Here is a 16,127-nt window from a genome sequence, read left to right as displayed (position 1 = left end):
CCAAGGAGTTGGGACTAGTGGTTGTCTTCCTAAGACCGCTTGGCCTCCGACTTGGGCGAGCTCGCACCGGGCATCGCGCTCGTACCCGCGCCCGCCGCCGGCTGGGCGGCGCGGCGGCGCGGGGGCGACGTGGTGACCGCCGTCTGCACCGAGGCCGCTCGGTGTGCGGCGCCCGTGCGCCGGATCGCCGTGTACCCCGCGCTGCGGTCGGCCGGCGTGGTCGACTCCGTGGGGCTGGGGGCCGCCGCGCGGTTGGGCAACATCGCCGGGGCCGTGCGGGTCGACGGTGCGCTGCCCCCGCCGGGCGCGGCGGTGGTGCTGGTCGACGATGTGGTGACCACCGGCGCGACCCTGCGCGAGAGTGTGCGTGCGCTTGCGCAGGCCGGGGTGCCGGTCGCCGCCGCGCTCACGGTCGCCGCGGCATGAATCCCGGCCCGGCGGGGCCTCCGGGTGACGCGCCGGGAAACCCCGCGTTGACACGCATGAACCAAATGCTGGCGGGCAGACGCCACCGGCGCTATGTTCGGGGTTACCCGTTCTCCGGTTACGGCATCGGGGTCGACCCGCCGCATCGCAAGCTGCGGCCGGCGGCCCTGTGCCTCGCGATGTGAGTGGAGGTGATCGCCACCCACCTGGCGCTCGGCAATCCGCCCGGCGCTGCCAATTGAGTCGAAATCGATTGCGTGCCTGAGATTCTCATAAGATTTTCGAGATACAAAGCCTCGGGGCTGGTACCCCCGGGCGCGCGCTGCGACGGCTCCGAACGAAAGGCATTCGCGAATGACCACTCTCTCCTCCCGCGACACCAACCGGTCCGGTTCCAGCTCGGTCGAGGTCGACCCGTTCCGCGAACCCGCCCATGCCTCCGAAGAGCGCGAGAAGGAATTCCTCAGTCCTACAGCGACAGTCGCTATCGACGGCCGCAATGTCGAAGTGCCAGAGCACTTCCGGGTGTACCTCGGCGACAAGCTCGCCCGCCTCGAGCGATTCCGGCCCACCATTCGGATCTTCGAGGTCAACCTCTTCCACGAACGCAACCGGCGACAGTCCAAGGCGTGCCAGCGACTGGAGATCACAGTCCGCGGCCGCGGCGTCGCCCGTGCCGAGGCGCGCGCCGACAACTTCTACGCCGCGCTCGAGGACGCCATCGCCAAGCTGCAGTCGAACCTGCGCCGAGCGTCCGACCGAGAGAAGGTGCACTACGGGAAACACCGCCCCGTCTCCGTCGCCGAGGCCACCGCAGCCAGCACGCTGCAACCGTCGCCGGGCGCCGCCCGCGAGGAGTTCGAGGACGTCGATCTGGAGGCGCTCGGCCTCGCCGAACACGAGCCGGGACGGGTGGTCCGGGTCAAGGAACACCCCGCCACTCCGATGACGGTCGACGACGCGCTCTATCAGATGGAGCTCGTCGGCCACGACTTCTTCATGTTCCTCGACAAGGAGACCGATCGGCCCACTGTGGTGTACCGCCGCCGCGCGTTCGACTACGGCCTGATCCGCCTCACCTAGGTTCTCGCCTACCATGGACCCCGGTCGCCGACCGGCGCGGACATCCGCGCCCCCCGGCGGCCGGGGTCTTGGTTGCGCCGACCGGGGTCATGATTGTCCGTGGAGATGAGGAAACAGGTCAGTGGTTCTTTCCAAGGTGCTGCGTTTCGGTGAAGGCCGGATGGTGAAGCGGCTGGACGCGCTCGCCTCCCATATCGAGTCGTTGGGCGACGAATACGAGTCGCTCACCGATGAGGAGCTCCGCGGCAAGACGGACGACTTCAAGGCCCTCCTCGCGGAGGGAGCCGACCTCGACGACCTGCTCCCGGAAGCGTTCGCCGCCGCTCGGGAGGCGTCGTGGCGAGTGCTCGGGCAGAAGCCCTACCACGTGCAGATCATGGGAGCCGCGGCGCTGCACTACGGCAACGTGGCCGAGATGAAGACCGGCGAGGGCAAGACCCTCACCTCGGTCATGGCCGCCTACCTCAACGGGCTCGCCGGCAAGGGCGTCCACCTGGTGACGACCAACGACTACCTCGCCAAGCGCGACAGCGAGTGGATGGGCCGCGTGCACCGGTTCCTCGGCCTCACGGTCGATGTGATCCTGGCCGGTGAGGACCCCAGCACCCGCCGGAAGGCGTACCAGGCCGACATCACGTACGGCACCAACAACGAGTTCGGCTTCGATTACCTGCGCGACAACATGGCGCACAGCACCGACGAACTGGTGCAGCGCGGCCACCACTTCGCGATCGTCGACGAGGTCGACTCGATCCTGATCGACGAGGCCCGGACCCCGCTGATCATCTCGGGCCCCGCAGACGGGTCGTCGCGGTGGTACACCGAGTTCGCTCGGATCGTGCCCATGATGGAGAAGGACGTCCACTACGAGGTCGACCTGCGGAAGAAGACCATCGGCGTGCACGAGGCCGGGGTCGAGCTCGTCGAGGACCAGCTCGGGATCGACAACCTCTACGATTCGGCCAACTCGCTGCTGGTCAGCTACCTCAACAACGCGATCCGCGCCGAGGAGCTGTACGACCGCGACAAGGACTACATCGTGCGCAGCGGCGAGGTGCTCATCGTCGACGAGTTCACCGGCCGTGTGCTGCCGGGCCGCCGCTTCAACGAGGGGCTGCACCAGGCGCTGGAGGCCAAGGAGAAGGTCGAGATCCAGGCCGAGAACCAGACCTTGGCGACGATCACGCTGCAGAACTACTTCCGCATGTACGACAAGCTCGCGGGCATGACCGGTACGGCCGAGACCGAGGCCGCGGAGCTGCACGAGATCTACAAGCTGGGCGTCATCCCGATTCCCACGAACCGGCCGATGGTGCGCCAGGACCAGACGGATCTGATCTACAAGACCGAGGAGGCGAAGTTCGACGCGATCGCCGACGACATCGCCGAGCGCCACGAGAAGGGGCAGCCGGTCCTGATCGGCACCACCTCGGTGGAACGGTCCGAATACCTCTCCCGCCAGCTGACCAAGCGCAAGATCCCGCACAACGTGCTCAACGCCAAGTTCCACGAGCAGGAGGCGGCGATCATCGCGCGCGCGGGCACGTCGGGCGCCGTCACCGTCGCCACCAACATGGCCGGCCGCGGCACCGACATCGTGCTCGGCGGCAACCCGGACATCATCGCCGACCTGCAGCTGCGCGAGCGCGGGCTCGACCCGGTGGAGACGGCCGACGAGTACGAGGCCGCGTGGGACGAGACCGTCGCGGCCGTCAAGAAGGCGAGTGCCGCCGACGCGGAGAAGGTCTGCGAGGCCGGCGGGTTGTACGTGCTCGGCACTGAGCGCCACGAGTCGCGGCGCATCGACAACCAGCTGCGCGGTCGCTCCGGGCGGCAGGGTGACCCCGGCGAGTCGCGCTTCTACCTCAGCCTCGGCGATGAGCTGATGCGGCGCTTCAACGGCGCGTCCATCGAGGCGTGGATGAACCGTGTAAGCCTGCCGGACGACGTGCCGATCGACAACAAGTTCGTCTCCCGCGCCATCCGCAGCGCGCAGACCCAGGTAGAGGGACAGAACTTCGAGATCCGCAAGAACGTCCTCAAGTACGACGAGGTACTCAACGAACAGCGCAAGGTGATCTACGAGGAGCGACGCCAGATCCTGAGCGGCGAGGACCTCTCCGAGCAGGTCGGCCACATGCTCGACGACGTCATCGGCGCCTACGTCGCCGGTGCGACGGCCACCGGGTACGTGGAGGACTGGGATCTCGACGAGCTGTGGACCGCTCTGAAGGCCCTGTACCCGATCGAGATCCCGCACCAGCAGCTGACCGGCGAGAACGAGTTCGGCGAGCGCAACGACATCACCGCCGAGGAGCTCAAGGCGGAGTTGATCGCGGACGCACACAAGGCCTACGACACCCAGCAGGCCACCGTCGATGCGGCGGGCGGCGAGGGCACCATGCGGCAGGTCGAGCGCTCCATCCTGCTGACCGTGCTCGACCAGAAGTGGCGCGAGCACCTGTACGAGATGGATTACCTCAAGGAGGGCATCGGGCTGCGCGCGGTCGCGCAGCGCGATCCCGTGGTCGAGTACCAGCGCGAGGGCTTCAACATGTTCTCCGGGATGCTCGAGGGGCTCAAGGAGGAGTCGGTGGGCCTGCTGTTCAAGGTCCAGGTGCAGCCCGCCGAGGAGGGCGACGGTATCGCACCGCCGTCGCCGGCCCCCGTAGCAGGCGCCCCCGAGCCGGTCGACATGGAGAAGATCACCCTGTCCGGACCGTCCGAATCCGGCGACGCGGAGAGCATCGGCGGGCTCGAGGACGAACCGCCGGTGTCCCGCGCCGAGCGCCGCAAACAGGCCCGTGAGGCGCAGAAGGTGGCCGCGACCGCCACGGAGACCCGCAGCCGGCACCGTCGGAGGTGAGGCAGGACGCGGGGCGGGCGCGCGGTCTCACACCACGGTCGTGAACGCGGTCCACCACCACCGTCCGCCCCCCGACTCGATGCGGCCCGCCGCGGCGAGCACCCGATCGCCACGCGTGTAGGTCAGGAAGACCTCGACGCCGAGGCGGTCGGGTTCGCGGGCCCGCTGCGGCGCGCCCGGCACCGGTCGCGGCTGCGCGATGTGCACGCGCCGCCAGGTGGAGCCCAGCGGCGGCGCCGGCGCGGTATCGGCAAGCGACCGCAACACGTCGACGACGGTGCCGGTCGCGATCGCCGTGAGGTGTTTGGCGGGGCGCCGCCGGTCGAGGACCTCGAACATCGGCCGTAGCGTGGTCAGGACGAACCGCCGTGCGTGCAGGTGGGCGTCGCCGCCGACCGGGCCGTCCGGATGGGTGGGCACCGGCACCGAGGGTCCCACCGTGAGCGGCGCCGGAGCCGTCGCGAGGCCCGGGTGCGACGGGTCAGACGCCCCGGGCGTGAGCCCCGTCAGCGGCGGCTCGGCCGCGGGCGCGCGCAGCAGGCGGAACTTACCGGCGGGTGTGCTGTGTGCGGCCGATGCGGTTCGAGCGGCCGGTGCTGTGGTCGATACCCCCATACCCATTAGACGCACGAGGGCCCCGGTCGGATCCCGATTGGTCCCGATCGGGTTTCGCACCCTCCGGGTCACCGGGCCCCGTCGCAGCGGTTAAGCTGCGGCTCAACGGGCCACATCAGCTCGCCACGGCACGGAAGGAGACGCCGATGAAGGGTCGGCTGAGCCAGGCGGACGCCGAGTTCTTCGCGTTGGAGGACTCGACCACTCCGACCCACATCGGGTCGCTGGCGATCTTCCGCAAGCCCGCGGTGGGACTCGACCACGACCAGCTGCTGAACGCGGTGGAGGAGCGGCTCGCGACGGTTCCGCGCTACCGCCAGAAGGTCAAGCAGGTCCCGTTGGGGCTGGGCCGCCCGATCTGGGTCGACGACCGCGATTTCGACATCACCTATCACGTGCGGGTCTCCGCGCTGCCCCAGCCGGGCAGCGAGGACCAGTTGCACGACCTCGTCGCCCGCCTCAACTCCCGCCCCCTCGACCGTGAGCGCCCACTGTGGGAGATGTACCTGATCGAGGGGCTTGCCGACGGCCGGATGGCCGTGTTCACCAAGTCGCACCTGGCGCTGGTCAACGGGCGCGCGGGTGGACTGGAGATCATGCAGGTCCTGCTGACGCCGACGCGGCGACTGCCGGAGCCCGCGGACGACATGTGGATGGGCCAGCACGAGCCCAGCGACGGCGAGCTTGTGGTGGGTGCCGTGGTCGATCTCCTCTCGCGGCCCAAGCGGGCCGTCTCGATGGTGCAGGGGGTGGTCGGCGAGGTCGCCGAGTCGGTCGGCGGCCTGCGCGAGGCGGTGACGGAGGTGGCCGTCCGGGCGGCCGGCATCGTGCGCTCGCGGGCGGCCGCGGCGCCGGTCCGGTCGCTCAACGTGCCGATCTCGCGCAGTCGTCGGTACGCAGTGGTCACGATGGAGCTCGCGCAGTTCCGCAAGCTCCGCACCGCATACGGCTGCACGGTCAACGACCTGCTGCTGTCGGTGGTCGCCGGCGGGCTCCGCACCTGGCTCATATCGCGTGGGGAGCCGATCTCGCAGTCGACGCAGGTGCAGGCGCTGGTCCCGATCGCCGTCGACGACGGCGTGCCCGATCAACCCCAGCGGCAGCTGCAGGCATATGTGGTGAGTCTGCCGGTGGCCGAGGGCAATACGGTGATCCGGCTGCGCCAGATCGCGCATGAGGCGGCGAGCCAGGTGGACCGCAACCGCCAGGTGGCGGCGCGTGCGCTCGCGACCGCGGGCGGCTTCCCACCGTCCACGATGCATGCGCTGGGCACCCGGACCGCGCTGAGCGTGCCGCCGCGTCTGTTCAACATCCTGGTGACCAACGCGCCCGGCCCGCAGGCCCCCGTCTACCTGGCCGGCAACGAGCTGCTCGACATGTATCCCGTGCCCCCGCTGATCGCGAATCAGGTGGTCACCATCGGCATCACGTCGTACAACGGCAAGGTGTACATGGGGCTCAACGCGGATCGCGACGGGATGTGGGACGTAGTCTCGATGACGGAGTTCCTGTACGAGGCGCTCGAGGAGCTGGTCGAGGTCGCGAAGTCCTGACGGACCATCGCGGGCCGCGCTCCGAGCGGTCGGCCGACACGAGGAGATCGATGCTGGTCTATGTTCCTGCGACGCTGAACGCGCTGACGACGCTGCAGCGCGAGGGCGAGCTGTTCCCGTTGGGCGGCACCGTCTTCGGTGTCACGCCCGCGCTGCGTGAGGCGTATACGTCGGGCGACGACGACGAGCTGGCCGAGGCGGCGATGCGTCAGGCCGCCCGGGCGTCGCTGCGACTGCTCGCCATCGACGAGCCCGACGGTGCCGAGCCCGACGGTGCCGGCGATGCCGTTGCCGACGGTGGCGGTGCCGCTGCGGGGGCCGGCGCACCGCTGCCGGTGCGGCGGGTGGTGATCACCGCCGATGTGGGGTCGGCGAAGGAGCGCCCCGACCTCGACGACGCGGTTCTCAAGGTGACCCAGCCGATCCGGCTGAAGGACGTTGTGGCGGTGCACGTCGACGTCGCCGCGGCCGAGGACGCGGTGAAGGCCGCGGCCGCGGTGGTGGACGCCGCGGACCTCGGTGACGAGGACGCCGAGCTCGCCGTGGGCGACGCTGAGGACCACGATCTGGCCTGGTACGCGACGCAGGAGCTGCCGTTCCTGCTGGAACTGCTGTGACCGATCACAGAGACCGCCGGGGAGTTGGGGCGAGCGGCCCGCGGGCAAGTATCGTTTCTGGCTATGAGCAACACTCTCCGCGGCTTCAAGGAATGGCTCGAGGGCCCCGCTAAGGACGTCGCCTCCCAGCACCCCCGCACCAACCTGGTGCGCGGTGCCGTGGCGCGTCTGACGACGCCTCTACTGCCGGACGACTACCTGCACCTGGTCAATCCGCTGTGGTCCGCCCGCGAGCTGCGCGGTCAGATCGTCAGCGTACGCAAGGAGACCGACGAGTCGGTCACTCTCACCATCCGCACCGGCTGGGGCTTCTCGACGCACTACCAGCCGGGCCAGTACGTCGGCATCGGTCTGCTCATCGACGGCCGTTGGACGTGGCGCTCGTACTCGCTGACGTCGGTACCCGAGGCGGGTGGCGGCGCACGTGAGGTGAGCATCACCGTCAAGGCGATGCAGGAGGGCTTCCTCTCGTCGCATCTGGTCAACGGCGTCGCGCCCGGCACCGTCGTCCGCATGCAGGCACCGGCCGGTGATTTCACCCTGCCGAACCCGCTGCCGAAGAAGGTCCTGTTCCTCACCGCGGGCAGTGGCATCACCCCCGTGATGTCCATGCTGCGCACGCTCGACCGCCGCGGCATCCCCGCCGACACCGACATCGTGGCCGTGCACTCGGCCCCCGACGCCGACTCGGCGCTGTTCCGTCAGGAGCTCGAGGAGTTCGACGCGGCGCATCGGAACGTGTCGATCCGGCTGCGGTACACCCGCGAGGCCGGCCGCCTGACCCCCGACAACATCGGCGAGGTCGTGCCCGACTGGGCCGAGCGCCAGACCTGGATCTGCGGCCCCGGCGTCTTCCTCAACGACATGGAGAAGGCGTGGGCGGCGAAGAAGATCAGCGACCGCCTCCACCAGGAGCGCTTCACCGTCGAGCGCGCGGACGTCTCGGCGAGCGGCGGCGAGGTCCGGTTCGCGAAGTCGAACAAGGTCACCGAGGTAGACGGTGCCACCACGCTGCTCGAGGCGGGGGAGGCCGCCGGCGTCCAGATGCCGTTCGGCTGCCGGATGGGCATCTGCCAGACCTGCGTCGTGCAGCTCACCGACGGCCAGACGCGGGACCTGCGTAGCGGCGACCTGCATGTCGAGGGCGAGCGTATCCAGACCTGCATCGCCGTCGCGGTGGGGGACTGCACGCTCGACGCGTAACCGGCCGCCTGCTGAACCGGACGAACGGCTCACACTCGACAGTATCCGTTGACAGCCTACGACTCCGTAACTTACGGTTGCGTAGGTTGATACCTACGGAAGGGTGCCGCATGGCAATCACCGACATCCCCGAGTACGCCCACTTGACCGCGGCGGACATCGAGGCGCTGGGGGCCGAACTCGACGCGATCCGCCGCGAGATCGAGATGGACCGCGGCGAGGCCGACGTGCGCTATATCCGGCGCACGATCGCCGCGCACCGGGCGCTGGAGGTGTCGGGCCGGCTCATGGTGCTCGGCGCGCGCAATCGCGGCCTGTGGTGGGGCGGCGCGGTGGCCCTGGGCGTCGCCAAGGTCATCGAGAACATGGAGCTCGGGCACAACATCATGCACGGGCAGTGGGACTGGATGAACGATCCGGAGATCCACTCGACCTCGTGGGAGTGGGACAACACCGGTACGTCGCGGCTGTGGAAGCACACCCACAACTACATCCACCACAAGTACACCAACGTCCTCGACATGGACGACGACGTGGGCTACAAGACCCTGCGCGTCACCCGTGACCAGCCGTGGACGCCGTTCAACGCCGGGAACATCGTCTACAACACGATCCTGATGCTGGCCTTCGAGTACGGCGTGGCGATCCAGCACCTTGAGCTCGGTCGCGCGATCCAGAAGTGGAACAAGCCGTACTACGACCGCGAGAAGTTCAAGCACGACGCCAAGGACGTGGGCAAGAAGGTCGGCCGGCAGGTACTCAAGGACTACGTGATCTTCCCGGCGCTGTGCGTGCCCCTGGGCGGCGGCAAGGGCTGGCGCCGGGCGATGACCGCGAACCTCACCGGCAACGTCATCCGCAACGTCTGGACCAATGCGGTGATCTTCTGCGGCCACTTCCCCGACGGCGCCGAGAAGTTCACGCTGCAGGACGTCGACAACGAGACGCAGGCGGAGTGGTACCTGCGGCAGATGCTCGGCTCCGCGAACCTCACAGGTGGCCCGGTCATCGACTTCCTCTCCGGAAACCTGAGCTACCAGATCGAGCACCACCTGTTCCCCGACCTGCCCTCCAACCGGCTCTCCGCGATCGGCGTGCGGGTGCGGGAGCTGTGCGACAAGTACGACCTGCCGTACACCGCCGGTCCGCTGCACGTGCAGTACTTCAAGGCGTGGCGCACCATCGCCAAGCTGTCGCTGCCGAACAAGTACCTCAAAGACTCCGCCGACGACGCGCCTGAGACGGCGTCCGAGGCGATGTTCGCGGGCACCGAGTTCGCCGAGGCCAGGGTCGACGAGTCCACCGGTCGTCGGTTCGGTCTCAAGGCCGCCCGGGCCGCGGTGCACGCGCGCCGGCACAGGCGCGGTCTGTCGGCCTGACACGTTCGTCCCGCAGGGGCCCGACGGTGACCACACGTCACCGTCGGGCCCCTGCCGTATCCGGGCTACCTCGAGCTGCGCCGGTCACTCGGCGCTGCGGGCCGGGTGACCGGCACGATCGTGAGGAGCGAATCGAGACCGGCGAAATCGTTCGGATTCGTGGTGAACAGCGGAAGTTCTTCGGCGATCGCGATCGATGCGATCATCAGGTCCGCGATCCGTCGGCGCGGTTTGCGGCCGACTCGGATCACCGCCGCCGCGACGCGGCCGTAGATTCGCGCAGCTTCGGCGTCGAACGCTATCGGGTCGAACTCGCTCTCCGCGCGCTGGAGGATGTCGAGCCTGCGTGCACGCTCCGTGAGTTCGTCGTAGTCGTCCTGCTCGTCGTTGCCGCGCACCTGATGCGGCCCGGCTGACAACTCAGCCATAGTGATGGCGCTGATCGCCATCGTCGCTGGTAGCTCGGCAGGGTCGATCGATCCGCGAAGGATCACGATATTCGTGTCGATGAGTCCTTGAGGGTGCGGCTCATCGGTCATACGGACTGTCCGTCTCCGAGGTGCTTGCGACTTCCTGGTCGGCGCGGAATGAGCCTGCGTCGATGCTGGGCGCGTGGCGAGACATCGTGGCGAAGTCCTGTCTCGACACGAACCGGCGCCGACGGCGTAACGGGATCAGTTCGCCGATCTCATGGCCGTCGCGCGTCACTGTGAACGACTGCCCGTGCTCGACTGCGTCCATGATCTCCCTGGATCGGCTGCGCAGGTCACGTTGGGTGATCTCCGGCTGAGTCGTCATGGACCGAGGCTACCCTTTCTGTGCCACACGGTGCTACCGCGTTTCCACGCGTAAGACAGTGCTCCCGCCCGGTGATCGACGAGCAGCCCGCGGTGGGCGGGCGCGGGAGGATTGCGTCACACAACGGCCTCGGTGGGACAACTTTGGTTTTGTTGTCCTATCGGTTCTGATACCGTGGCCGTACGTATTTCCGTGCGGATCGCCGTGTGCCGTCCGGGCGGAGGATTCACCGAACGAGTAGGACGCATACGTGGCTATCACCGACATCGCGGAGTACGCGCACCTGACCGAGGCCGACATCGAGGCGCTCGGCGCCGAACTCGACGCCCTGCGTCGCGAGATCGAGGAGAGCCGCGGCGAAGAGGACGCGAAGTACATCCGCCGGGTGATCAAGAGCCAGCGTGTCGCCGAGGCCGCGGGGCGCGTGTTCGGTCTCGCCGCCGGCGCGAAGGGCTGGAAGGGCAAGGCCGCCTGGGCGGCGTCCGCGGCGTGCCTGTCGTACGCCAAGGTGATCGAGAACAACGAGCTCGGTCACAACATCATGCACGGCCAGTGGGACTGGATGAACGATCCGGAGATCCACTCGACCAACTGGGAGTGGGACTCGGCGTCGGACGGCAAGTTCTGGCGGCACACCCACAACTACATGCACCACAAGTACACCAACGTCACCGACCTGGACGACGACATCGGCTACGGCATCCTGCGCGTCACGCGCGATCAGCCGTGGGAGCCGTACATGGCGCTGAACCCGGTGTACAACGTCATCCTCGCCACGGGGTTCCAGTACGGCAAGGCCGTGCAGCACCTCGAGCTGATGAACGCCATCAAGGCGCGGCTCAACGGGGGAGAGCAGTACGCCGAGTACGACTGGGTCGAGTTCCGTCGGCGGCTGAAGATCGTCCTCACCAAGATCGGCAAGCAGACCGCCAAGGACTACGTGCTGTTCCCCGCGCTGGCGGTGCCGTTCACCGGCTCCCGCGGGTACAAGAAGGCGGCGTCGGCCAACTACGTCGCCAACACCGTCCGCGACGTGTGGGATCACATGACCATCTTCTGCGGTCACTTCCCGGACGACGCGGAGAAGTTCACGGTCGAGGACATCGAGTCGGAGACCCTGCACGAGTGGTATCTGCGGCAGATGCTCGGGACCGCGAACTTCGAGGGTAGCAACCTGCTGCACTTCCTGTCGGGCCACCTGGGCCGGCAGATCGAGCACCACCTGTACCCGGACCTGCCCTCCAACCGGTACAACTACCTCGCGTCGCGCGTGCAGGAGATCTGCGAGAAGTACGACCTGCCCTACAACACCGGGTCGATCTGGCGGCAGTACGCCGAGTCGTGGCGCACGGTGATCAAGCTGTCGCTGCCCGACAAGTACCTCAAGGCGACCGCGGACGACGCGCCCGAGACCCACTCGGAGAAGCGCTTCTACGACGACAGCGGGGTCAGCACCGTGGTCAGGGGCGTCGTCGACGCCGACGGTCACCGGCGCGGCCTGCGTACGCACGTCGCCGAGCTGGCGGGCTGACGATACCCGGACGGGTCACGGCTGCGCTATCGTTGGGCGAAGCCTGATCGTAGGAAGGCGGCCTCGGCGTGGCCATCAATGACATAGCGCTCTACGCGCACTTGAGCGACGAGGACGTCGAGGCACTCGCCGGCGAACTCGACGCGATCCGCACCGAGGTCGAGGAATCCCGGGGGGCGGCCGACGCCCGCTACATCCACCGCGTCATCCGCGCGCAACGCGTGCTCGAGATCGGCGGGCGCGCCGCGCTTCTCGGCTCCCGCAGCCGTGTGCTGTGGGGCGCCGGGGTCTCGATGCTGGCGCTCGCGAAGATCATCGAGAACATGGAGCTCGGGCACAACATCATCCACGGTCAGTGGGACTGGATGAACGACCCCGAGATCCACTCCACCTCGTGGGAGTGGGACATGGCGTGCCCTTCGGCGCACTGGATGCACTCGCACAACTACATGCATCACAAGTACACCAACGTGGTCGGGCTGGACCTGGACGTCGGGTACGGGGTACTCCGGGTCACCCGCGACGAGCGCTGGCAGCTCAAGCGGATCATCCAGCCCCTGGGCAGCCTGCTCCTCGGCGTCACCTTCGAGTGGGGCATCGCACTGCACGACCTCGAGCTCAAGGAGGTCTTCGCCGGTAACAAGTCGTGGGACGTCGCCCGCCCGCAGCTGCGCGAGCTGGGCGTCAAGTCCGCCCGGCAGGTGGGCAAGGACTTCATCGCATACCCCCTGCTCGGCAGGGCACTCGGCGGATCGTTCCGCCGCACGGCCGGGGCCAACCTCGCCGCGAACGTGATCCGCAACGTGTGGACGTACGCGGTGATCTTCTGCGGACACTTCCCCGACGGCGCCGAGAAGTTCACGCCCGAGTCGATCGAGGACGAGACGCACGGGGAGTGGTACCTGCGGCAGATGCTCGGCAGCGCCAACATCACCGGTGGCCCGGTCATGGACTTCATGTCCGGCAACCTGAGCTACCAGATCGAGCACCACCTGTTCCCCGACCTCCCGTCGAACCGCCTGGCCGCCATCGCCGTCCGCGTCCGCGCGCTGTGCGAGAAGTACGACCTGCCGTACACCGAGGGGTCGCTGGCGAAGCAGTACGGTCTCACGTCGCGCACCATCGCCAAGCTGTCGCTGCCGGACAAGCTGCTGCGGGCCACCAGCGACGACGCCCCCGAGACGGCGTCCGAGCTGCGCTTCGCGATGCGGGACAAGCTGTCGCACGCGCAGGAGTCCGCACAGGAGCGCCTCGCGCATGCGCAGGAGTCCGCACACGACCGCCTCGTGCACGCTCAGGAGGGGCTGGCTGCAGCGCAGGAGCAGGTGCAGCGGGTCGGCCTGCGCACGGCGCTCGCCGACCTCGCCCATCGCAGGGTCGACGAGAAGCGACGGGCCCGCGCCGACCGCAAGGCGCGCCGAGCGAGGTAGTGGTCCGACCCGCGATCGTCATGGGTTCGGGGTCTGGCTCGTCATAGGGGTGGAGTCACCTTCACACCCAGACTGGAGCAAGCCATGACACACCGCATCGTGATCCTCGGGGCCGGATACGCCGGGGCGTTCGCCGCGGGGCACCTCGCCCGCCACCTGCATCCCGACGACGTCGCGATCACCGTCGTCAACGCCGAGGCCGACTTCGTCGAGCGGATGCGGCTGCACCAGCTCGCGGCCGGGCACCGACTGCGGCGGATCCCGCTCGCCAAGTTCTTCGCGGGGACCGCGATACAGCTGCGAGTGGCCGGCGTCCTCGCAGTCGACGCCGACGCCCGCACCGTCGTCGTCGCCGACGGGGACCGCATCGACAGGCTGGAGTACGACACCCTCGTCTACGCGCTCGGCAGCGCCGTCGCCGACGGGACCGTGCCCGGCGCCGCCGAGCACGCCTGCCATGTGACATCCAGGCCTGCGGCATTGCGTCTGCGGCAGCGGCTCGACGAGCTCGGCGACGGTGACCGGGTGGTCGTCGTCGGCGGGAACCTCACCGCGATCGAGACGGTCACCGAGATCGCAGAGGCCCGTCCCACACTGCGGATCGCCCTGGCGACCAGCGGAGAGGTGGGCGGATGGCTGGGCGCCGAGGCTCGGGCGCACATGCTGCGCGCGTTCGCCCGACTCGGGATCGACGTCCACGAGCTCTCGGCCGTGCATCGCGTGGAGCAGACGGGGGTGGTCACGGCGGACGGCACGGTGCTCGTGTCCGATGTCACCGTGTGGGCGGCGGGCTTCGCGACCGCACCGATCGCCGCGGCGAGCGGTCTCGCCGTCGAGCCCGACGGGAGGGTGACCGTCGATCGGATGATGCGTTCGATCTCGCACCCGGAGGTCTACGCCGCCGGCGACAGCGTCTTCGTGATCGGCGATAACGGCCGGCCGTTGCCCATGTCCTGCGCTTCGGCGGGCTTCACCAGCATGCAGGCGACGGCCACGATCATCGCCGACCTGACCGGTCGAGACGCACCGCGAAAGCCACTGCTGTACGCCGGTAACCACGTCAGCCTGGGGCGCGGGGACGCGTTGTTCCAGTTCGTCGATGGGCGAGGGATCTCGAAGCGGTGGGCCCTGCGCGGCAGGATCGCGGCCCGCCTCAAGGCGGCGATTCTGTGGGGTTCCGTTGTGAGCCTTGGGCATCCGACGTTCGGATTGCCCACACACAGGCGTCACCTGACCGCCGCTGCGGGCCGCCCCGCGGCCGCTCCCGCGGCATAGGGCGGAGTGCGTGGACACTACCGATATCGCGCGGTTCGAGGCGAACCGGGACAGGCTCGGTGCGCTCGCATACCGCCTGCTCGGCTCGGCCGCCGACGCGGAGGACGTCGTCCAGGACGCTTTCCTACGCTGGGAGCACGCCGACCGGGCGCGCGTCGACGTGCCGGAGGCGTGGCTGACGAAGGTGGTGACGAACCTCGCGGTCGATCGACTGCGCTCGGCCCGTGTGCGGCACGAACGTGCCGTGGGCGCATGGTTGCCGGAGCCCTTACTCGGGGGCGACCCGATGCTCGGCCCCGCGGAGACTGTGGAGCAGCGCGAGTCCGTCACCTTGGCGGTCCTGCTCCTTATGGAGCGCCTGACGCCGACCGAGCGCGCCGTGTATGTACTCCGCGAGGCATTCGGGCACCGCCACCGCGAGATCGCCGAGATCCTCGACATCACCGAGTCGGCCAGCCAACAGCATGCGCTCCGAGCTCGGCGGCACCTCGCCTCCGATCGTCGCGGCTCCCGGGTGGACGATGCTGCCGCGCGTCGGATCGTCGAGGAGTTCGTCGACGCGGCCGTGTCGGGACGCACGGACCGGCTGCTGGAGATGCTCACCGACGACGTGTCGGCGGTTTCGGACGGGGCCGGGCTGGCCAGGCGATTGTTGCAGTACGCGGCACCCGAGCGCGTCGCCACCATGGTGCGGGCCGGCTTCGCCCCGACGCCCGCGAAGCGCAGGATCGCCGGCGGGGTGCCGGCCATCCACGTCGGTAGCGTCAACGGGTCGCCCGCTGCCATCGCCACGGTCGGCGACCGAGTGGTGGGGGTGGTGGTGCTCTGCCTGCGCGGCGAGCGGGTCGCTACGGTGTTCGGCGTCGGTGCACTCGCCCGGCTGGGGCGCCTGGACGCGGGGTGGCGTCTGGACGAGCACGACGCCCCGTTCATCCCGGCATGGTGACCGAGAAGCCGGGTGTCCGGCCGTCGCTGCCCGCGAATGCTCGCTATGCGGTGAAGACCACCGGCGCATGAAGCGGCCCCCGGATGGCGGGCGTGTCCCGCCAGGTGACCGGGCCGGTCGGCGTGGGGCGCCGCGCCAGGACGCGGGGGAGCGCGCGCTCGAGTTCGAGCCGCGCCAGCGCCGCACCGAGGCAGTAGTGCGCCCCGTGCCCGAACTCCAGCGTGGGCGGGCCGTCGCGATCGGCACAGAGCGTATCGGGTTCGGGAAACACGGCCGGGTCTCGGTTCGCGGCCGCGATCACGACGAGCACCGCGTCGCCCGGGGCGATGGCGGCGCCCGCCACGTCGTGCGCGACGGTGGCGGTGCGCGCGACCGCCTGAAGTCGGAGGCCAAGCGGTCTTAGGA

13 protein-coding genes are annotated in these 16,127 nt (G+C 68.9%); 10 read left to right on the top strand and 3 right to left on the bottom strand.

What is annotated here, in order from left to right:
• The first annotated feature begins 780 nt into the window (after positions 1–780).
• On the top strand, positions 781–1,509 hold the full coding sequence (gene hpf / locus ABD908_RS23010) for a ribosome hibernation-promoting factor, HPF/YfiA family (protein WP_345000414.1): 729 nt from the start codon (positions 781–783) through the stop codon (positions 1,507–1,509).
• Positions 1,510–1,669: 160 nt separating this feature from the next.
• Positions 1,670–4,375, top strand: coding sequence for a preprotein translocase subunit SecA (secA, locus tag ABD908_RS23005; protein ID WP_385924434.1), 2,706 nt, complete (start codon positions 1,670–1,672; stop codon positions 4,373–4,375).
• Positions 4,376–4,402: 27 nt separating this feature from the next.
• Here the strand turns inward: secA and ABD908_RS23000 are convergent, their stop codons facing one another.
• Positions 4,403–4,990, bottom strand: coding sequence for an Rv3235 family protein (locus ABD908_RS23000; RefSeq protein WP_345000410.1), 588 nt, complete (start codon positions 4,988–4,990; stop codon positions 4,403–4,405).
• Between the two features lie 146 nt (positions 4,991–5,136).
• On the opposite strand from ABD908_RS23000, the gene ABD908_RS22995 reads away from it, so the two are divergent.
• The 4 genes from ABD908_RS22995 to ABD908_RS22980 all read left to right on the top strand — a co-directional run bounded on the left by ABD908_RS22995 (position 5,137) and on the right by ABD908_RS22980 (position 9,742).
• Positions 5,137–6,543 carry a WS/DGAT/MGAT family O-acyltransferase gene (locus ABD908_RS22995; protein WP_345000408.1) on the top strand — a complete coding sequence of 469 codons (1,407 nt, stop codon included), beginning with the start codon at positions 5,137–5,139 and terminating at the stop codon, positions 6,541–6,543.
• Positions 6,544–6,593: 50 nt separating this feature from the next.
• A complete protein-coding gene (locus ABD908_RS22990; protein WP_345000406.1) occupies positions 6,594–7,160 on the top strand; it encodes a DUF6912 family protein in 567 nt (188 codons plus the stop codon).
• Positions 7,161–7,223: 63 nt separating this feature from the next.
• On the top strand, positions 7,224–8,363 hold the full coding sequence (locus ABD908_RS22985; protein WP_345000404.1) for a ferredoxin reductase: 1,140 nt from the start codon (positions 7,224–7,226) through the stop codon (positions 8,361–8,363).
• Between the two features lie 110 nt (positions 8,364–8,473).
• Positions 8,474–9,742: a fatty acid desaturase family protein gene (locus ABD908_RS22980; protein ID WP_345000402.1), complete on the top strand. Its 1,269-nt coding sequence runs from the start codon at positions 8,474–8,476 to the stop codon at positions 9,740–9,742.
• Positions 9,743–9,807: 65 nt separating this feature from the next.
• Here the strand turns inward: ABD908_RS22980 and ABD908_RS22975 are convergent, their stop codons facing one another.
• Complete coding sequence (locus tag ABD908_RS22975) at positions 9,808–10,281, bottom strand: type II toxin-antitoxin system VapC family toxin (RefSeq protein WP_345000400.1); 474 nt, start codon at positions 10,279–10,281, stop codon at positions 9,808–9,810.
• Positions 10,271–10,540: a type II toxin-antitoxin system Phd/YefM family antitoxin gene (locus ABD908_RS22970; protein WP_345000398.1), complete on the bottom strand. Its 270-nt coding sequence runs from the start codon at positions 10,538–10,540 to the stop codon at positions 10,271–10,273. The genes ABD908_RS22975 and ABD908_RS22970 overlap by 11 nt, the downstream gene beginning before the upstream one ends.
• A gap of 250 nt (positions 10,541–10,790) precedes the next feature.
• On the opposite strand from ABD908_RS22970, the gene ABD908_RS22965 reads away from it, so the two are divergent.
• The 4 genes from ABD908_RS22965 (at position 10,791) to ABD908_RS22950 (ending at position 15,722) form a co-directional block, all read left to right on the top strand.
• A complete protein-coding gene (locus ABD908_RS22965; protein WP_345000396.1) occupies positions 10,791–12,071 on the top strand; it encodes a fatty acid desaturase family protein in 1,281 nt (426 codons plus the stop codon).
• Positions 12,072–12,139: 68 nt separating this feature from the next.
• Positions 12,140–13,501 carry a fatty acid desaturase gene (locus ABD908_RS22960; RefSeq protein WP_345000394.1) on the top strand — a complete coding sequence of 454 codons (1,362 nt, stop codon included), beginning with the start codon at positions 12,140–12,142 and terminating at the stop codon, positions 13,499–13,501.
• An 84-nt stretch (positions 13,502–13,585) separates the two neighbouring features.
• The gene (locus ABD908_RS22955) at positions 13,586–14,776 is read left to right on the top strand and encodes an NAD(P)/FAD-dependent oxidoreductase (protein ID WP_345000392.1); all 1,191 of its coding nucleotides are present in this window, start codon (positions 13,586–13,588) and stop codon (positions 14,774–14,776) included.
• A 10-nt stretch (positions 14,777–14,786) separates the two neighbouring features.
• Positions 14,787–15,722, top strand: a complete 936-nt coding sequence (locus tag ABD908_RS22950) for a sigma-70 family RNA polymerase sigma factor (protein ID WP_345000391.1) — start codon at positions 14,787–14,789, stop codon at positions 15,720–15,722.
• The last annotated feature ends 405 nt before the right edge of the window (positions 15,723–16,127 follow it).

The organism is Tsukamurella soli (assembly GCF_039541155.1).
Taxonomy (GTDB): domain Bacteria; phylum Actinomycetota; class Actinomycetes; order Mycobacteriales; family Mycobacteriaceae; genus Tsukamurella; species Tsukamurella soli.
The sequence above is the reverse complement of the archived record's forward strand: the minus strand, read 5'-3'. Positions and strand labels throughout refer to the sequence as shown.